We start from the raw sequence: 16,883 nt of genomic DNA, 5'->3' as shown, positions 1-16,883 counted from the left end.
TTGTTAATTGATGTGAAAGTACACGATTTCAACTAAGGTAGTAGGTGAATTTTTAATTGTAATTTCTAATTTTCAGATTAATTCGAAGGTATTTTGTGATAAGCTGTACTTAAAGATTAAATATAAAGGATGATTCATATGCAAATAAGACCAAAGGTAAGTGAATATAACTCCTATTATGCAACGTATACCAACTTGGTATCAGACGGAAATATCATATATATTCTAGAACAACAAATGAAGGAAACAAATCTTTTATTAAAGGGAATTTCTGATAGTGAGGGACTTTTTCGATACGCTCCTACTAAATGGAGTATAAAAGAAGTAATCGGCCATATTGCAGATACAGAACGTATTATGACATATCGCTTGTTATCTATTGCTCGAGGCGAGACAGCGGAACTTCCAGGCTATAACGATGATATGTATGTTCTTAAAGCTGCTTTTGATAAGCAATCTATGCAAGATCTTCTTGAGAATTTAATAGTTGTTCGCCAATCTACCCTGTATTTACTTAGAAGCTTAGATAAAGAAGCTTGGTCACAAAGAGGAAATGCGAATAATTCTGAAGTTACAGTTCGTGCATTAGCATACATCATTGCTGGTCATGAGCTTCATCATCTTCAAATTATAAAAGAACGTTACCTTGGTTCTGATGTATATCCAGCAACTTAATGTTTGAAGAAAAAGAGTCCTATTTATGTAGGGCTCTTTTTCAGAATTTATAACGGATTAGCGCTTAGAACCATGGCAATTAAATGTCTTTATTTATAAAATTCACCACATAATATATATGTTATCCCCTCTTATTCTGTACATAATTTTATTTAGGCTGATATACTATAAACACAATAGTTCTGGAAAGGTGATGATATTATGTATGAACAACAAAATAATAGAGATAGAGATCAAAAAATGATGTTTTCTATGCAAGGAGTTCCCACAAATAAAATTAATATGCATCAATTACCTAAATGGATTAGAGTTTTTGGCTATTGTGCGTTTGGTTGGATGATAGTATTTAGTTTAATTATGATTGTAGGTTTAATTCTGCAATAACTATACAGAGTAGGTAAACGGGACGATATTTAGGTCATACATCTAGGTAATGTCCCGTTTTTTATGTGTGATTATCCCATGATATAAGTAACCGATTATAATAAAAAGAACCTGTAGAATATCTTACAAGTTCTTTTTCAAATATTATTAAAACGGGAACAACAAACTATTTTAACATTCAGTACAGGGAGACCATTTTGATTATGGCTTGATTTTATGATAAATCAAATTTCACCTGTTCAAGAAAAGCTAGAAAACAAATTCAAAAACGCAGTCGTTGTTGAATATTGGTAAGAAGTTAGTCAATTTAAGGAACTTATAGAAAAAGAGAGGTTAAGATTGATTTAATGTATGTAACATAAAAATATATTTATTATATAATTTCCACACAATAAATATAGAGAACCTATTTGTGAATATCTATATGGGAATTTAAGTTGTTCCTCATAGAAATTACATCTTTTAATACGAAAAGAAGCAAGTTAACATTCTTTTATATGGATAAAAATATTAACTTGCTTCTTAAATTTTAGTATAAATTATTTATTGTAAGCTTTATAATATAATATGCAAATTTATCACCTGTTTTTATAATTCAAGCACCTACTATTAGGAAAGAGAATATTTCTAATTAATTTAAAACATAAATTTTGTCTATGTTTTAAACAATATGTACTTTGGAGGAGGTTAATTTGATTTTTTCAAAACTCATTGATCGGTACGCCTTATATGATTTACACAAAAAAAGAAGTGTAGCGTTTCAGTTTACTTCCCTTTCTAACACTTCATTAAATATAAAGGACATAGAATCTTTTTATAAAGTAAAACCATCACATCTTCATTTTGACATTAAGCATTCAAAGCAGGAAAATGAATACATGCTTGGACAATTCAACTATAAAAGCTCGATTCAATCCGGTGATTCACGCAACGACTCTGTAACTGGGGAATTATTCTTACATGAAAATGAAAATGCACCTCATGTTATCTTTGTTCACGGTTGGAGAATGGATTCTAACGAACGTGTGAAAAAAATATTCCACGATCATATGACCAGCCTGAAGTGGAATATGTATTATTTCACTCTACCCTATCATTTTGAAAGAAAACCCGATCAATCCTTATTCAGTGGAGAGTATATGGTAAGTGCAAATATTGAACGAACAGTACAAGCAACTAGACAAGCGGTAGCTGATTTACGAGCTTTGATTAAATGGATTAAAACAAATAAAAATGGGCCCCTGATTCTAATAGGAATTAGTTTAGGCGGATTTATTACTAACTTAACCTCTCTTGTTGAAGAAGAAATTGATGTGTTAGCATCCATTTTCTATGCAAATCGACTTTCTTATTCTATTTGGAATACAATTCCGGGTAAATTTATTAGAGAAGACTTGGAACATCATGGTGTTACGTATGATGATTTAATAGATTATTGGAAAATCACTGAACCGAGTCAAGCATTGCCAAAAGTAAAAAAAGAAAATATTTTATTAATTTCAGGTAAGTATGATTTATATGTGTATTCTGAGGATACAGACTACTTGTGGGAATCTTGGGAAAGACCTACACGATATATTTATACATGTGGGCATGCTGGGATAGTTCTTAAACGTAAAAAAATTGCAGCTGATACTATTAATTTTATTCAAAATCGATTGAACTCCCCGCACTTATCTAATGTCGTGCCTTAAATCGCGAGATTACTAAGCACATAATCTTATACTTGTAATGTTTCATTTTAACCAATTACATATATAAATCATTGTCATGCTAATCCATACACAATAAAAATGAAAGATCCCTAATGAAACATTAAAAAGGGAAGAACCTTAATGAGTTCTTCTCTTTTTGTTTGTTCTTTATTGAATTGTAATTTAATTACAGTATGTGAAATTATGCTATATTAATTTTAAAAGCGAAGTAAAGGTTGTTTTTACTTCGCTTTTTCATTTGCAATCCTTATTAACTTTGCTCAATTCAGTATTTATTTCTACACTCTTCGCTTTTATTTAATCGTTTTTTCTGATTTTAAAACAATGGAACTTAATGCAGGAACCTTAATTTTATTGTCATGGACAACATAAAGTGGTTTACTTCCCGCCTGCGTGCCATCTACTAGTACTTTCCAAGGCCCTTTCGATGGAAGTGTTATTTCAACCGCTTCTCTATTTGCATTGTGAGCCACTGTAAAGTATTCATGTTTATTCCCCTCTATTATATAAGCTACAGTATTTTTTGGAGCATCAATAAATGATACGTGTGTTTTTATTTGCTCTGCAGATGTCATTCGAAAAGCTGAGTACTTTTTGCGTAATTCTATTAAACCCTTCATATAATCTACTTCATTATTAAACGTTGCACGGCGCAGCCAATCCATCTGGTTAATTGAGTCTGGAGATTTGTAACTATTATGATCACCGTATTTCGTCCGCATAAACTCTTGCCCTGCATGTAAAAATGGAATTCCTTGTGATGTTAATAAAATCGAAGAAGACAATTTGTGCATTTGTGTTCGCACTTCATCGCTGTCACCTGGATTAGTTAACTCAAGTTTATCCCATAATGTATGATTGTCATGTGCTTCCACATAAGTTAGCACCTGCTCTGGATCTTGATAGGTAGACGAATTTGTATCGTAGTCAATACCTGCCGTAATACCTTTTTTAATACGATCTTCCATGTTTTCCTTTCCATTTATAAAACCATTTTCTTTTTCCTCAAATACACTACCTTTTAACCCATCACGTATATTATCGTTAAAATGAGCAATCCCTTTCATTTTCTCTGCATTTTTTTGATTTGCTTTCAGCTCAGCTGCAAGAGGTGTATTTAAATCCCATCCTTCTCCGTGTAGTATAATAGAAGGGTCAATTTGATTAACAGCTTTACGTATTTCATTCATCGTTTCATAATCATGAATACCCATTAAATCAAAACGGAATCCATCTAAATTGTATTCTTTTGCCCAATATGTGACGGAATCTATCATAAATTTCCTCATCATTTTTCTTTCTGAAGCAGTATCATTTCCTACTCCAGTTCCATTTGCAAATGTTCCATCTTCATTGTAACGATAATAATAACCTGGAACTAACTTATGGAAATTAGATTCAGCAGCGTTATACATATGGTTATATACTACATCCATCACCACTCGAAGATTATTATCATGTAGTGTTTGAACCATTTGCTTTAATTCAGTTATTCGCACAGTCGGCTCATAAGGATTTGTAGAATAGGAGCCTTCTGGAACATTGAAATTTTTAGGATCATATCCCCAGTTATATTGTGGTTCATTTAAAGTCTCTTCATTTACAGAAGCATAATCAAATATCGGTAAAAACTGAACGTGAGTAACACCAAGATCCTTTATATGATCAAGTCCTGTTTTTACACCTTCTGGCCCTTTTGTTCCTTTTTCTGTTACACCTAAATACTTCCCTTTCTGTTTAATACCACTTTCAGGTTGAATGGAAAGATCGCGTACATGTAACTCATAAATAATAGCATCTTCCGGATTTTTAAATTTTGGCTTTTTGTTTGCTTTCCATTTTTTCGGATTTGTTTCTTCTAAATTAACGACTGCACCTTTATCCCCATTTACAGAAGCAGCACGCACATATGGATCAACCGCTTCAGTCCACTTATCACCAATTTTGACCTTATACGTATAAAAGAGCCCTTTTTGGTTCCCTTTTAGTTCTGCTGTCCAAGTTCCCTTTTCACCTTGTTGCATGTTTATTTCAGTACCTATTTTATCGTTCCATTTTTTATATGTAACTAACTTCGCTTCGCTTGCAGTAGGAGCCCATAAACGGAACTTTGTATGTTGCGGAGTATATGTATTTCCTAAATCGTTACCACCATAATAAAATAAATTATCAAATTCTTCGCTACGAATGACTTTACCAATTTCAGTATTCGTATCAGCTAAGTTTTCTATTTTAACTTTGTATGTTTGTTTTAAATCAATTTTCTGTTCCGTAATTATTTTGACCTTATTAGTAATATCGCCACTGTTTATATCATAAGGAGTAATATTCTTAATGTTAATGCCTTCAATTTCAATTTTCTTTTCCTTAATATGAAACGGGACATTAGTCGTTACAGTAATTTCATGGAAACTATCAATAGTTGCTTTTTGAATTGAGAGATCCGATGAAGGCTTAGAGTTATATACTTTTTCATCACCCGAAAGGATCCATACTTCAGCACGACCGTCCTTTATATTTTCAATCCAACGATCCCCACCATCTTTTTCCCATTCATTTGTTCGAACTATAAATCCTACACGATTATAGTCACCGTCTATTTTTATCTTAGCGTATTTTCCAAATTCATCTTCACCAGTAAATTGATAAGATGTACCATTTGCATTTTCTCCCCATAACCAAAGATTCCAGTCTTTTGTATTTCCAAGCTTTTCTTTGTAATGAATGATAATTTCAGTTGTTTTCGAATTTGAAACTGCCTTCACACTCTGAAAGGAGAAAACAGATGATAACATAACGATTAAAGTAAGTAATAAAACTGTTTTGTTAATTAATCTTTTTGTAATTTGCATCACATACACCCTTTCTTCAAATATTACTAACGATTTATTATGCTTACACTGAATAACACTGCTTAAATTAATCTAGAAATCTCTTTTACTTCACCTCCATATCGGCTATTTTCACGTATGTATTTCAATGACCTTTTAATACGAAAACGTTTGCATTAGTACTTAAAAAATAGATTTGTTTATGCCTTCATATATTTGTAAATACTAAAAGATCAGGGAAAACATTTTAAAGCAATCGTTTGTTATCGCTTTCATTTTATAGACTTTCTATCAAGAGGTCAATATATTATTAATTTTCTGTTTTTATATATTTTAAACCTTATTTATTTGTCACAACTTCTTACAGATAAAGTGCCTCATTATTGCTTAGTCAGTTTATTTTCAACGATACATTGCCACGTAAAAACAGCTAATATCCTTAAAATGACATTAGCTGTTTTTCATAATGTATTAATATATGAATGATAACTATATTTCTAAATTACTTAATTTTTGCTGCATCAAATGCTTTTTGAACTGCTTGAACTTCAGCTGTATTTGCACCATATTTATTAGTTGCCACTCGAATACATGCTGATCTCAATTCTTTGAAATTAGAAGTCATGTTTAACTCATCTGTATTTGCATAATAGAAAATATCAAACATTTTATCTTCACCAATTCCTTTAACAGTTACTCCGTTATGAGTTCCGCCTTTTGCAATCAGATACGCAACTTTATTAATAATACTTGAATTAAAATGAACACCGCCTTGATCCCATCCATTAAAATCGTTAAATTCACTGTAATCATCTGGATAAGGCACTCCAAGTGAAGATGGAACAGAAGCTGGGTTTTCCATATCACGGAAAACAGATCCCGTTTGTTCTCCCATTGTCCAGTTAAAGTTTCCATTATTTACGTATTTCTCAATAGATGTTCCCATAATATCAGATAGCGCCTCATTAATCGCACCGGATTCCCCGTAATATTCAAGATTAGATTCGCTAGAAGTAACAGCATGTGTAAATTCATGTCCAGCTACGTCATATGCTTTAACAATAGGATCGCCATATACAAGCATACTTCCATTATTAGCACTTAATGCATTCTGCCAATTTTTCGGATCATTCGTCTCTTCAGAATCCCAAGCGTGTACAACTGAAACTACCTTTTGTCCCTTATTATCAAAGCTATTACGCTTGTATTTATCTTTATAAAAATCAAATACTTTTGTTGCTAAGTAATGAGCACTTACTGCTTTTGGATCGTTAAATGTTGCCGAAGTACTTGTCGCTAATGTACCAGGATAATAGCTTTCTTCTTTAGTAATATCTCTGTAATTCACATCATATGTTTCAATGCCTTGCCCTCTTGTATAATCAGCAAGAGCATATTTGCCATTACTTTGTTTAGAGATACCAAATGAACGATTAATACCTAAATCATCTTTTCCTGTTCCGGTTAATGATGTAAGACTGCTTTGTTTACTTTTCTTTAAAGCTCCAACTAGTTTGTCACTGGCCTTTAAGTTAGATTCTTGTACCATATTTTTTAACATATCACCATTTTGTGCATTTACTAAATAAGTACCAGAAACATAGTTTGGTGTTGCAGCTTCAAATTTAACTTGGTATGCATTTTTAGCTTGTCCATTATTTTCATCAACAAAAATAACCTCTTTAACTTCTGGCTCAGAAATAAACTTGATATCGTTCCCGTATTTCGTATAAATATATTGTTTTGCTTCATCTTTTGATAGATTAATAGGTTTTTTCAATTCTTCTTGTTTTAAATTTTGCGCGCTATCACCTGAAACACTTTTAATAACACCCTTATTATCTACGTGTGCAGTTAATTGATGTCCATATACTTCTTTTCCTTCGTATGTTTGCTGCATACGCACAAGTGTAGTTCCATCATACGAACCACGTTTTTGAAGGACTTTATAATCTACTCCTGCTTCTCCATTGACTTGTTTTTGGGACAGAGCTTGTTCTGTTTTCTCCTTAAGTGCATCCTTTACTACATTTTCTGGTGCCTTTTGTGACGGCTGTGTAAGTTCACCCGAACGGAACGATTCCTCCTGAATTTGAACTTGTAGTTGATCTGTTTCCTCTGCATGACCTACCCCATATGGTGCCACAGCTGTTAAAGCTAATCCTGTTGTTAATGCTACCTTAGTTAATGTCTTTTTGTTTTTCATTATTTCACCTCGTATAATTTTTGAAATAGAAAGCTTGTACAAAGTATACTGTCTATTAATGTCTAAAAAAAGAGAAAATACACAATTTATGTAACATTATGCAAAATTACATAAATTGTGGTCAATATTATAAATAATGAACGGAACACATATGTACATTAATTTGAATAAAAGAGAGTCCTTATAGGTGCTCACCCAATTGGTTAGTTATTAATTATCTATATTCATTGTAATAAAAGTATACTTACCTCTAAATAACAACATAAAAACCCACTCTTTACTATTGTAAGAGTGGGTTTAATGTTATTAAAATAACAATTACTATAAGAAATTTTATAATTTATATTTTTTAGTAATCCTACTAAGTTTTTGTAAAATTCACCTTTTGTCTTTACATGATTAAACTGATTTGGATTAATATTTGCTTTTTGTGAGAGTAATATAATCTCTTCTTTTGAAATTGAGTCTTTCGTATTTATAGATGCTATATTTGTGTATTTTCCGTCTTCTGTTTTTGGAATTTCTAAAATCCCTTTATTCACAAGATCAACTACCGCCTTATGCTCTGAAGAATGTAAATCTACACCAGTAATTTTCCAATTATGCATAACTTTTGGTGTGTATACACCGTTCTTTACCTCTTTTAAATATGTAATAGCAAGGTTACGAATGGTTCCGCCTGTTTCTCCAAATGCATTCTCTTGTTTAGATGACCAAATTTGTTCAAACTTACGCCCCTCTAAAGCTCCACCTTTTGCCTGAAGAGCCTCCATTCTATATGCATTCATTCCCAACGTCATAACATCGCTCATTTTGATTGGTTTGTTTGTACGAATAGAGCGTAAATTTGTAATTCTGCTTCCATATGGTTTTGTTAAGTCAATTTCGTATTTTACGCCTCCAAAGAAATCGTTCGTACTGTATTTAGATGCACGGCGGGTTTTATCAAAGCTAACGGTTACATCTCCGGCACGAGATGAGTTAAAATATCCTGCTGCCCATTCCATATAGTCTTTTAAATCTTTTCCAGAAATCTTATATACTGTAATTTCTCCCAAGGCATATTGGTAATTGTACGCAATATCTTTTTTCTTAATAGGGCCTGTATCTAAACGGGCATAATCATTATCAATTTGATGGGCTACTACATCTGCTTTACTGTAGTAGAGCATAACTTCATGAAAGAAATCTGATAAAGGTGTTTCTTGAATCTGAACACTTGGAATACCCTTTATTTCATTTTCAGGAACAAGATTTCTACCCTTTAATTGAGCGACTACAACATTTGCATCTCCTCTCGCATATTCGTGAAAAGGTGTTAATGTTTCTTCAAGTGTAGGATCGGATAATATCGTTGTCCCATCAGCATTTTTTACAGGTATAGCGGTAGCAGTTTTATTTTTTAAAGCCAACTTCCCATCTTGCTTTGTAAAAGTAAGGTCAATACGTGAAATATGTGTTCCATATTTATCTGGTTCTGTAATAATTACGCCATTTACAACTTCTTTTTTTACAAGTTTATGCATGTGAGCCGCAAAAATAGCGCTTAGTTCCGGACAAGCATTTGCAATATCTTGAACACCAGTACCAGGGATACCATTCTCATTTTCTAATCCCATATGCATAACTCCTACCATTACATCTACTTTACCTTCTAATTCCTTAATTGCCTTTTTCGTCTCTTCTACTGGATTTTTCACCACTAAACCATTTAAGTGATCTGTCCCTTTTTCAAAATCACTAATCATTGGTGTATTCATACCAATAATCCCAACTTTAATTCCACCTTTTTCTACAATTGTATATGCAGGAAGAAAGCGCTCTCCATTTTCCTTATAAATATTTCCTGCTAACGTTTTTCCCTTATATTGCTCACTAACTTTTTTCAATGTATCTAATCCAAAGTTGAATTCATGATTTCCAAATGCCCAGGCATCATATCCCATTGTATTCATCGCTACCATCATTGGCGATTGTGGCTTATCGTTGAATAATTCTACTGAGTTTCCTTGAATTGTATCCCCGGCATCTACTAATATGGTATTTGGATTTTCTTGACGGACCTTCTTTATAACCGTATAAAGCTGCGTCAAACTTCCACTCATATTTGCTCCATCAAGCGCATAATCCCAAGGCATAAATCTACCATGAATATCTGCAGTACCTAACAATGTAATATTAACTTCAGATTCCTCAGCCTTAGAGATAGATGGTTTGACTATTACTGCCGTTCCAAGCAGTAATAAAATTACAAAGTAACATACATAGTTCTTCCATTTCATTTTTTGCATAATAATAATATTTCTCCCCTTTTTGTACTTTCATAAAGTTGCTTGAACTTTAAAAATGTAACTTATTATTCAGGAAACTTCAACTACAAAAGATAATTTTGAAGGTGGTTCTGTTGCAAAAATAAAGAGAATAAAGAGAATAAATTGCATACATCCCCTAACAGAATTGTATTTTATCGTTTTCTGACAGAATACTCCTTCCTTAAGCGTGTGAAGTGTACTTTCAAAAAAATAACCCCGCTCTTCATTTAAGACGGGGTTACACTTATACAGAAAATCGGATAGTTTCATATTTTCTTAAGCTTATTGGTCACTTTCAACTAATTTCATTCTATTTTTGTTTTCTTCTGAATCAATATGAATCAACCGTTTCCCCTGTTTATAATACGTATCAATAAATAGGGAATAATTTTTACTTTTCAATTTCACAAAGCAATTTTATCTCTTTTATTTGTGAAATATGACGCTGTTCATGTAAATAGATCAATTCTATCCACTGATCAAGGGATAATTCTCCAAGAGCTGGATGCATCACTGATTTTTTCGCTAATATAGACTCATCTTCTATTGTACTCAGGAAACGCATCAATTCTTTTCTTGATTCGTTTAGCATATTGAGCATTTGCTCCACTTCAAATGGTTCTATACTTGGTTCAATCATTTCTGGAGCTATAAACTTTTTCGTTCTATCTAATAAAATAGTGTGAATTTCTTTACGCTCATTTTGGGTACTATCTAACTTTTTTAACCCTGAGGAAATAACTGTTATCACTCTCTCATCTAATAAAACTAAATGATGACAAACTTGTGCAATACTCCATTTATCCTTATCTGGTTTCCTATTAAATTGAGCATCACTCAACAAAGTAATTTCCTCAAATAATTGATCTCTCGTTTCATAAAACTTGTCATTTACAAATGTATCCATGTGGATTCTCCTTTCATTGCAACCTACATACTTAAATTTCTACGCTAGAGATATTATCTTCAAAAAAAGTTTTTCTTTCACTACTATTCCAATTTTATTTTAAAGCCACAAATGAACTTATTTGTTTTTTTATATCTTTTTAATTGGCACAAATAAATCAACCTTTAACTTTCCGTCTAGATCTTCAGCAACATTATTTAAGCAAAACTCTAAATTATCTCTATCATAATCTGCATCATACTCACTATTTGGTAGCCACTCTACATACATGTATTGATACGCTTCACTTAATTTATGAGGTTCATCATAGAACTGGTATAGACCATATGTACCTCCATCTAATTTTTTAAATTGCACATCATGATACTTTTCTTTATCGAAGTTTTCAGGAATCGTAACACATGCATCATGCCGGCACTTATGACTTGCAACAAGTTCAGGATTATCCAATGATATTCCGATAAATGATTGCTCTGGTGGATACAGTTTATTTTCAATTGACCAATTCAGTAACTTTCCCCAGTGATCTTGCGGTTCAAAGTAGCTACCAGTTCGTCTTATATACGCTACTTCTAATGGTGGTAATTTTTTTATAACAACTTTCATTTATATCTTCTCCCCTATAAATATGTACACAGTTTAATTAGCTTTCTTTAACATTTATTCCTTCTTAAATAAAAAGAATTCTCTAATCATATAAAGTGAAACTTTAATCAGCGGGAGATGAATTTGAATTGAAATATAATTGATTACTATTACTACTAAAGTAGTATGTACTTTCATACTTTTATTTGATTTTACATTCTTTTTAAATCGATATATTAATTGTAAGAAAATAAAAAGGTGGAGGATTTTAATTGATTAAAGGAATATACGAAGCGCATTTACCAGTGAGTAATTTACAACAATCTATCGAATTTTATGAAAAACTAGGGTTGAAGTTAGCCTGGAGCGATGAATCAACAGCATTCTTTTGGATTGAGGAAGGGAAAAGTTGGCTAGGATTATGGGCGGGCTCTGAATACGAAACAAAATATCATCCTTCTTTACGTCATATTGCATTTAGAGTTTCCTATGAGGATTTAAAAGAATCATTACATTGGTTACACTCACTTCAAATTAAAGCTGTTCCGTTTGGGAGTAATGAATCTATTGAACCCTTTGTCCGTCCACATCAAGGTAATGCATCTGTTTATTTTATTGATCCAGATGGTAATAGCTTAGAACTTATTTGTCATATTGTTGTACCTAACGCACTAAAACATATAACTGATAAATTATCCTTTAAAGATTGGGAGACGCTATTAGCTGACACATTTGAATGAATATTAGTTATAAATCATAATGGCTCGCTTTTATTTTTATAACATGTATAACAATCTTGAATAATAATGTCCTATCAATTTATCATTAAATAAATGTAAAAATGACCCTATTTATTCATTTTTAATGCGTATGTATGTACATTTGTTAATTTATTCGATATATTATGGGTATTGAATGATTACGTAAAGTGTATAGGTCGCTTATATAACACCTTATATTTTTATATCCGTGAAAACTACAAAGTGTATGAAAATCCATTTGTCAAATGAATTTAGTGCGGAAGGAGGTTTGTGGTTACTTCATAGGGTATAATAATCAGTTTTTTACTGATAAAAATATAGGAGGCGACATAATGTTTCGTACGATTTCAAATTTCATGAGAGTAGCTGAGATAAGAAGGAAAATCCTTTTTACACTAGCGATGTTAATCGTTTTTCGAATTGGCACGTTTATTCCAGTTCCTCATACTAACGCAGAGGTATTAAAAGTACAAGATCAAGCTAACGTTCTAGGTATGTTAAACGTATTTGGTGGAGGAGCATTGCAACACTTCTCAATCTTTGCTGTAGGTATTACACCATATATTACAGCTTCCATCATAGTACAGTTACTACAAATGGATGTTATACCTAAATTTTCGGAATGGGCAAAGCAAGGAGAAATGGGCCGTAAGAAATCAGCTCAATTCACTCGATACTTTACAATCATTCTCGCATTCATACAGGCCATCGGAATGTCTTATGGCTTTAATAATATAGCAGGTGGACAATTAATAACAGATCAAAGCTGGACTACATACTTATTTATTGCGACAGTTTTAACTGCAGGTACTGCATTTTTACTTTGGTTAGGCGAACAAATTACCGCTAACGGAGTTGGTAATGGTATTTCGATGATTATCTTCGCAGGTCTCGTTGCCGCGATTCCAAATGTTGCAAATCAAATTTATTTACAACAATTCCAAAATGCTGGCGATCAGCTATTTATGCACATAATAAAAATTGTTTTAATTGGACTCGTAATTTTAGCGATAGTTGTTGGTGTTATTTACATTCAACAAGCTGTACGTAAAATACCGATCCAATATGCAAAAGCTGTTTCAGGAAACAATCAATATCAAGGAGCAAAAAACACTCATTTACCGCTTAAAGTAAATAGTGCTGGTGTTATACCAGTTATCTTTGCTTCTGCATTTTTAATGACGCCGCGTACAATTGCGCAGCTCTTCCCTGATTCAAGCGTATCAAAATGGTTAGTTGCAAATCTTGATTTCGCACATCCAATTGGAATGACACTTTATGTCGGTCTTATCGTTGCTTTCACATACTTCTACGCATTTATTCAAGTAAATCCTGAACAAATGGCTGAGAATTTGAAAAAGCAAAATGGATATGTTCCTGGTATTCGTCCTGGTAAAGCAACTGAACAATATGTAACTAAAATTTTATACCGTTTAACATTTATCGGTGCAATTTTCTTAGGTGCAATTTCTATATTACCGCTCGTATTCACGAAAATTGCTACGTTACCACCTTCTGCTCAAATTGGTGGTACAAGCTTACTTATCATTGTCGGTGTAGCACTAGAAACTATGAAGACGTTAGAAAGCCAGCTTGTAAAACGTCATTATAAAGGCTTTATTAAAAAAGTGAATTAATTATCAAAAACACAGTTGGTTATTTTTCCAACTGTGTTTTTGATTTTATCAGTCCTGTAATATACAGGGCTGTTGCTTTATTAAACTACATCTCCTTCTCTAATAACCGCCCTTTTTTGAAATAAGTCCGTAGTGTTGAACAATTGGCCAAAAATACACCAATCAATATAAGACAAGCCCCCATTCCCATTGTAGGATTTAAAGGCTCTCCTAAAATGATATATCCCACAATTATTGCAATTAATGGTGATACATATAACCACGTCGATGGAAATACTGGATTTGTTTTTGATAAGAGCCAGTAATATAATCCGTGTCCACCAATCGATCCGATAAATATGAGATATAAAATAGGCCATTGCACACTCCATGAAGTTAATACGGTTACATTTGGTTGTTCTACAATAATAGATGCGATGAGTAGTAAAATCCCTCCATAAAACATTTGAATACCGTTAATAAGAAATGGTGATACATTTGATAAATCTGACAGTATTTCTTTCGAACGAATAGAGCCTATTCCGTAAAATAGCTCCCCTATAACTAAAACAATACAAGCAATACTCCATATGAAACTTACTTGTTGATGCATTCCTGGTAAAGAAACAAATATAACACCTATTAGTGCAATAACTAAAGCAACGAGTTGTTCCTTTTGTAATTTCTCCCTATTCCTCTTTGCTTGTATTAATAAAATCATCATTGGTCCCGTAGCAGAAAGAACAGCAGCTAATCCCGAAGAAATATATTGTTCTGACCAATATAAACTTGCGAATGTCATAAATGTTAAACAAAATCCAGCATACATAATACGTTTTGAAAATATATGTGGCATAATTTCTTTTCGCTTTAATTTAAAAAGAATCATAAGGATTATACCCGCTAAAAAGAAACGAATTCCTGCTGAAAACAACGGTGGCGCTCCTGCTTCAATTCCAATTTTAATCGTTAAAAATGTTGTCCCGAAAATAATACATACTAAAATGTAATTAAAAATGACCATTTTACTTCCTCCTTTTTACTCTTAAAATGAGTATAGAGGCTATGGTGTATAACAGTGTATCGGTACATATAACAGTTACTTCAAGTTGTAGTTGATTCCCTATATATTTTTCGCTTTAATTAAATTAAAAAGAAAAATAGGTGAACCTATGAAGATTGTATTGCGTAAAGAATCAAACATACCGTATTACAAGCAAATATATATGCAAATTGTTGAAAGAGTACAAAGTGGTATGCTTTCACATGGTGAATCCCTTCCTTCTTTACGTTGTATGGCCACAGATTTACAAATCAATGTATTAACTGTTCGTAAAGCTTATAAACAGTTAGAAACGAAAGGGTATATACGCATCGAACAAGGAAAAGGTGCTTACATATATAAACGTGTAAAGAAAGATTTCAAACCGATACCGTATAAATGGCAACAATCAAGATCTATTAATGTTATGCGTTCTCAATATGCAATGAATAAACACCGTAAATATTATGATTTTTCACAAGCAATTCTGTATCCCCGTCTGTTACCAAATCCATTTTTGGCAGACGAAATGCATAAATTGCTGGATAAAAATCCGATGTTGTTAGCAACTTATGGGCCAGTTCAAGGCGATTATGAATTGCGAGTTGAAATAGCAAATTACTTAAATGAACACCAGAAATTAGTGACGGACCCATCTCAATTATTAATTACAAGCGGAGCACAACAAGGAATTGATTTAATTGCTCAAACATTATTAAAACCTGGAGATACTGTATTAGTAGAAAGTCCGTGTTACAGTGCCGCGCTTGATGTTTTCATCAATAAAGGTGTTCAAATCATTCCTGTTTCTCTTGATAATCATGGAGTTCGCTCCGACTTAATTGATGATATTTGTCAAAGTAAAAATCCCGTTTTATTGTATACGAATCCGACCTTCCAAAACCCGACAGGTATAGTAATGAGTAAAGAACGAAGAATGGAACTTATAGAACTAGCGGGGCTATATCAATTTTTTATCATTGAAGATGATTCTTTCGGAGAAATATATTTTGAAGATGCTATAATCCCGCCCCCAATCAAAAGTTTTGATAAGGATGGCCACGTAATATATATAAAAGGATTTAGTAAAACGTTAGCACCAGGACTGCGTATCGCGGCGCTTATTGCCGATGGTCCTATTTTTGAATGGCTATATGCAGTAAAAGGTTCAATGGATATCGGTAGTCCTTTATTAACACAAAAGGCACTTCTACCGTTTTTACGTGCAAAACGTATGAAAAACCATTTAGAAAAATTACGTACAGCTTTACAAATGAGACGTGATTTAACAATTGATATATTATCGCCATTAAAAGAACTACACTTTGAAATACCAAATGGAGGTTTTAATTTATGGGTGACACTACCTGATTCGATAGATCCCTTTACCTTATTACAAAAAGCAAATGAAGTAGATGTCTCTTTTTTACCAGGAACAGCTTGTCTATTAAACTACGAAACAAATGATAACCAATTAAGAATTAGCTATTCAATGTTAAACGAGAAAGATATGGAAATTGGATTAGAGAAATTACATGATACAATACGAAAAAGTATTTGTTAGAAGCAATATCACATTAGCCAACAATAAATAATGCCCGCAAATGAAAATGTATAGTATGGGATATTATCTATTGTTGAGCTTTTTCGTTATTCTTAACAACCGGTTTTAAAACTTGTCTTTCTTTTAATTCTTCAACACTGCCATATCGATCAATAACGATTGCTTTCATTTCCTCTCCTCCTTGCTGTTTATTTTAATAACATACAATTATTTCTCAAAATTTTTTGCCTTGAATTACCATATACTTATTTTTGGGGGTAATTATGCAAAAAGCATTATAAAGTG

Annotated in this window: 11 protein-coding genes and 1 pseudogene; 6 read left to right on the top strand and 6 right to left on the bottom strand. The window is 32.5% G+C overall.

All coding sequences use genetic code 11. From position 1 onward, the window contains the following. The first annotated feature begins 138 nt into the window (after nt 1–138). From IQ781_RS02430 to IQ781_RS02420, 3 genes are all read left to right on the top strand, one after another. Nucleotides 139–675, top strand: coding sequence for a DinB family protein (locus tag IQ781_RS02430; protein ID WP_065382559.1), 537 nt, complete (start codon nt 139–141; stop codon nt 673–675). Between the two features lie 201 nt (nt 676–876). Further along, complete coding sequence (locus IQ781_RS02425; RefSeq protein WP_000273235.1) at nt 877–1,059, top strand: hypothetical protein; 183 nt, start codon at nt 877–879, stop codon at nt 1,057–1,059. Between the two features lie 692 nt (nt 1,060–1,751). Continuing rightward, nucleotides 1,752–2,753, top strand: coding sequence for an alpha/beta hydrolase (locus IQ781_RS02420; protein WP_072770051.1), 1,002 nt, complete (start codon nt 1,752–1,754; stop codon nt 2,751–2,753). Between the two features lie 314 nt (nt 2,754–3,067). On the opposite strand, the gene pulA is transcribed toward IQ781_RS02420, so the two are convergent. The 5 genes and pseudogenes from pulA to IQ781_RS02395 all read right to left on the bottom strand — a co-directional run bounded on the left by pulA (nt 3,068) and on the right by IQ781_RS02395 (nt 11,636). Continuing rightward, nucleotides 3,068–5,626: a type I pullulanase gene (pulA, locus tag IQ781_RS02415; RefSeq protein WP_100651699.1), complete on the bottom strand. Its 2,559-nt coding sequence runs from the start codon at nt 5,624–5,626 to the stop codon at nt 3,068–3,070. 481 nt (nt 5,627–6,107) lie between these two features. Then, nucleotides 6,108–7,811: a M4 family metallopeptidase gene (locus IQ781_RS02410; RefSeq protein ID WP_000791446.1), complete on the bottom strand. Its 1,704-nt coding sequence runs from the start codon at nt 7,809–7,811 to the stop codon at nt 6,108–6,110. Between the two features lie 341 nt (nt 7,812–8,152). Then, nucleotides 8,153–10,102, bottom strand: a pseudogene (locus IQ781_RS02405) (bifunctional metallophosphatase/5'-nucleotidase); the annotation flags it as partial. A gap of 412 nt (nt 10,103–10,514) precedes the next feature. Then, nucleotides 10,515–11,030, bottom strand: a complete 516-nt coding sequence (locus IQ781_RS02400) for a DinB family protein (protein ID WP_000379366.1) — start codon at nt 11,028–11,030, stop codon at nt 10,515–10,517. 129 nt (nt 11,031–11,159) lie between these two features. Then, nucleotides 11,160–11,636 (bottom strand): AraC family transcriptional regulator, encoded by a 477-nt coding sequence (locus IQ781_RS02395; RefSeq protein WP_000869612.1) that lies wholly within the window; start codon nt 11,634–11,636, stop codon nt 11,160–11,162. 251 nt (nt 11,637–11,887) lie between these two features. On the opposite strand from IQ781_RS02395, the gene IQ781_RS02390 reads away from it, so the two are divergent. Together IQ781_RS02390 and secY are read left to right on the top strand one after the other, a co-directional pair. Then, a complete protein-coding gene (locus IQ781_RS02390; protein WP_000589640.1) occupies nt 11,888–12,355 on the top strand; it encodes a VOC family protein in 468 nt (155 codons plus the stop codon). 353 nt (nt 12,356–12,708) lie between these two features. Beyond that, nucleotides 12,709–14,013, top strand: coding sequence for a preprotein translocase subunit SecY (gene secY, locus IQ781_RS02385; protein ID WP_000490135.1), 1,305 nt, complete (start codon nt 12,709–12,711; stop codon nt 14,011–14,013). An 85-nt stretch (nt 14,014–14,098) separates the two neighbouring features. Here the strand turns inward: secY and IQ781_RS02380 are convergent, their stop codons facing one another. Then, nucleotides 14,099–15,016: a DMT family transporter gene (locus IQ781_RS02380; protein ID WP_100651701.1), complete on the bottom strand. Its 918-nt coding sequence runs from the start codon at nt 15,014–15,016 to the stop codon at nt 14,099–14,101. 148 nt (nt 15,017–15,164) lie between these two features. On the opposite strand from IQ781_RS02380, the gene pdxR reads away from it, so the two are divergent. Further along, a complete protein-coding gene (pdxR, locus tag IQ781_RS02375) occupies nt 15,165–16,598 on the top strand; it encodes a MocR-like pyridoxine biosynthesis transcription factor PdxR (RefSeq protein WP_072770049.1) in 1,434 nt (477 codons plus the stop codon). Nucleotides 16,599–16,883 lie beyond the last annotated feature (285 nt).

Origin of the sequence: Bacillus sp. N447-1 (genome assembly GCF_022701035.1) — a bacterium.
Taxonomy (GTDB): Bacteria; Bacillota; Bacilli; order Bacillales; family Bacillaceae_G; genus Bacillus_A; species Bacillus_A cereus.
The sequence above is the reverse complement of the archived record's forward strand: the minus strand, read 5'-3'. Positions and strand labels throughout refer to the sequence as shown.

What these genes read in the sequence shown, in the direction of transcription:
- IQ781_RS02430 (WP_065382559.1), top strand. Translation starts at nt 139, where the DNA reads ATGCAAATAAGACCAAAGGTAAGTGAATATAACTCCTATTATGCAACG.
- IQ781_RS02425 (WP_000273235.1), top strand. Translation starts at nt 877, where the DNA reads ATGTATGAACAACAAAATAATAGAGATAGAGATCAAAAAATGATGTTT.
- pulA (WP_100651699.1), bottom strand. Translation starts at nt 5,626, where the DNA reads ATGCAAATTACAAAAAGATTAATTAACAAAACAGTTTTATTACTTACT.
- IQ781_RS02410 (WP_000791446.1), bottom strand. Translation starts at nt 7,811, where the DNA reads ATGAAAAACAAAAAGACATTAACTAAGGTAGCATTAACAACAGGATTA.
- IQ781_RS02400 (WP_000379366.1), bottom strand. Translation starts at nt 11,030, where the DNA reads ATGGATACATTTGTAAATGACAAGTTTTATGAAACGAGAGATCAATTA.
- IQ781_RS02395 (WP_000869612.1), bottom strand. Translation starts at nt 11,636, where the DNA reads ATGAAAGTTGTTATAAAAAAATTACCACCATTAGAAGTAGCGTATATA.
- secY (WP_000490135.1), top strand. Translation starts at nt 12,709, where the DNA reads ATGTTTCGTACGATTTCAAATTTCATGAGAGTAGCTGAGATAAGAAGG.
- IQ781_RS02380 (WP_100651701.1), bottom strand. Translation starts at nt 15,016, where the DNA reads ATGGTCATTTTTAATTACATTTTAGTATGTATTATTTTCGGGACAACA.
- pdxR (WP_072770049.1), top strand. Translation starts at nt 15,165, where the DNA reads ATGAAGATTGTATTGCGTAAAGAATCAAACATACCGTATTACAAGCAA.